This is a genomic window from Actinomyces sp. ICM58, from assembly GCF_000283035.1.
Lineage (GTDB): Bacteria > Actinomycetota > Actinomycetes > Actinomycetales > Actinomycetaceae > Pauljensenia.
Genome location: NZ_ALIY01000204.1, coordinates 1 through 2652, shown reverse-complemented (window position 1 = coordinate 2652; position 2652 = coordinate 1). Strand labels below are relative to the sequence as shown.

General features: G+C 70.7%; 2 protein-coding genes. Both read left to right on the top strand.

Going from position 1 to position 2652, the window contains the following annotated elements:
- Window positions 1–394: 394 nt before the first annotated feature.
- Complete coding sequence (locus HMPREF1138_RS09200) at window positions 395–1735, top strand: hypothetical protein (protein ID WP_009059050.1); 1341 nt, start codon at window positions 395–397, stop codon at window positions 1733–1735.
- Window positions 1732–2652, top strand: a 921-nt coding sequence (locus HMPREF1138_RS09195) for a hypothetical protein (RefSeq protein ID WP_009059048.1), incomplete at its 3' end; no start/stop codon positions are given. The genes HMPREF1138_RS09200 and HMPREF1138_RS09195, both read left to right, overlap by 4 nt.

The following is a 2652-nucleotide window of genomic DNA, read 5'->3' as shown; positions in this document are numbered from 1 at the left end:
GGATCCACCGCCGACGGTCACGCTAGAGCCCACGCCAATCACAGGGGAAACGCGCTGAGCCGACGAGGCGTGAGGGCACCTAGAGGGTTATACTGACAGGTAGGACAAAGGCTGAAACGGATACTTGGCAGCGCGAGCTGTTAGATGATGACCGCGAAACCCGACAAAACAGGGCCTCGTAATAGCTCACTCGTGAGCGGCAAGCTGAAGTCACGTCCTGCAAACCCCCTTCCCTGTGGGTTGGGGGTTTCGTGCTATCTGCTGGGCCCAGTTGGCACGCGGGGACCATTTTCACGGCGATTACCCGTAGAAGTATGGGGCGCGGGCCGCTACCGTGGTGATAGTTCGACTCGTCGGCTCGCCGACACCGCCCGCCGACACCAGGAGCGCCCACATGAGCGAGGCCCCCAGCCCTGCCGCCCGCGACGACGGAGCACGCGAGCACGCCACGACCTCGTCAAGAAACACACGCACGAGTCCGCCGATCCCGCCCCTCCCCAAGGCGCGCCTCGTCTTCCTGCTCCTGGCCGGCGTCGCGCTCCTCTCGGGACTGGACGCCTCCCTCGTGCGCCTCGGGGCCCTGGCACCCGTGGCCTCGACGAGCCTGGGGACCGTGCACGGACTCCTCATGATCTACGGGTTCCTGGGCACCGCGATCTGCCTGGAGCGCGCGGTTGCCCTCCAGTCCGACGGGCGACGCCCGTGGGCCTACGCCGCCCCTCTGCTGACCGGCGCGGGCGGCATCAGCGCGGTCGTCATCTCCCTGAACGAGGCCGCGCGCACTACCCTCTCGAACCTGCCGATCCCCCGCTACCTGGCCGCCCACCTGAGCGGCTTCGCGCCCGAGCGCATGATGCCCGGCTTCCTCATCACCCTCGGCATGGCGCTGCTGACGGCCATCTACTGCTACGTGTGGGCGCGCCGACAGGCCACCCACGCGGTCCTCATCCAGCTGATGGGCGCTCTCATTGGCCTGGGCGGCATCCTCCTGTGGTGGCGAGGCCTCGAGACGCCGCGCGCGGTGCCCTGGTGGCTGGCGTTCCTGATCGTCACGATCATCGGCGAGCGCGTCGAGCTCGCACGCCTCGCCTTCGCGTCCGGCTCCACCGAGCGGCGCATCACAGCCGAGAGCGCCGCACTCATGGTGGGCCTGACCGTCGCGCTCTACTCCCCCACGATCGGTTACCCCCTGATCGGCCTGAGCCTGGGTGTCCTCATGGCAGACACCGCGTGGCACGACGTCGCGCGCGGCACCGTGCGCATGAAGGGCCTTCCGCGCCTGGCGGCCGTGTGCATGCTGAGCGGCTACGCGTGGGCGCTCGTGCCCGCACTCATGTGGGTGATCGCACCGCCCGCCTTCGACGGATACGGCTACGACGCCGGCGTCCACGCGATCACAATCGGCTTCGTCGTCTCCATGCTGCTGGCCCACGCGCCCGTCATCATCCCGGCGGTCGCCCGGCGCGAGGTCCCCTACCACGTCGCCATGTGGGTCCCCTTCGCGTTCCTGCAGCTCTCCCTCCTCGTCCGTCTCCTCGCGGGCGCGCGCGAGGCCGCCTACCCGTGGCGCCTGGGCGGCACCCTCGGGGTCGTCGGCATGCTCCTGTTCGTGGGCACGACGCTGACGGTGACGATTCGCCGGGCGCGCGCGGCCTCGCGCGAGATCGGGCCCGGGGACGAGGCCGGGGCCAGGCCTGCGGCTCCCGCATCCTCGGGCGGACGGGAGGTCCGATGACCAAGCCCCGCGTTCCCCGCACCGACCGCGCGACCACGATCTGGATGTGCACGGCGGCGGCGTGCGCGGCGGTCACGATCGTCGCGCGCGGATTCATCCCGCAGAACCTGTGGACGATGATCCACCTCGTCACGCTGGGTGTCCTGTCCAACGGGATCTTCCAGTGGTCGTGGTACTTCACGCGGGCGCTCGCCCACCTGGCGCCAGACGACCGACGCGCCGGGCGCGACAATACCGTGCGCATCGCAGCCTTCAACGCCTCCCTGCTGCTGCTCATCGGCGGCATGTGGTCGGGCTTGTGGCACGCGACCGTCACGGGCGCGACCGTCGTCGGCGCGATCGCGGCCTGGCACGGGTGGGCGCTGCTCACCGCCTCCCGCGAGCGCCTGGCCTCCCGCTTCGCCGTCATCATCCGGTACTACATCGCGGCGGCGTTCTTCCTGGTGGTCGGTGCGACGCTGGCTGGTTTCGTCACGGTGGCCATGTTCGATGCGGATGCGCCCGCATGGCTGGCCGAGGCCCGCGATCGGCTGACGGTCGCCCACGCGCTGGCGGGTATCGCCGGATGGGTGGGCTTGACGATGGGCGGGACCCTGGTGACGCTCGGGCCGACCGCGATGCGCACGCGCATGGATCCGCGGGCCGTGTCCTTCGCGACGAGCGCCCTGCCCATGTGGGTGGCTGCGCTTCTCGTCGCCGGCACGGGCGCTGTGGCCGGGTCGATGCGCGTGGCGTCGGTGGGTCTCCTCGTCGTCGTGGGTGCGGCCGCTCTGGGCGTGGGGGTTCCGCTCCTTCGCGCGGCGATGATGAAGGGCCCGGCCGAGTACGGCGCGTGGTCCCTCACGCTGGGTGCCGCCTGGATTCTCGTCGCGGGCGCGGGGGCGTCCCTGCGCGCCTTCGAGGCGGCCGACGCGACC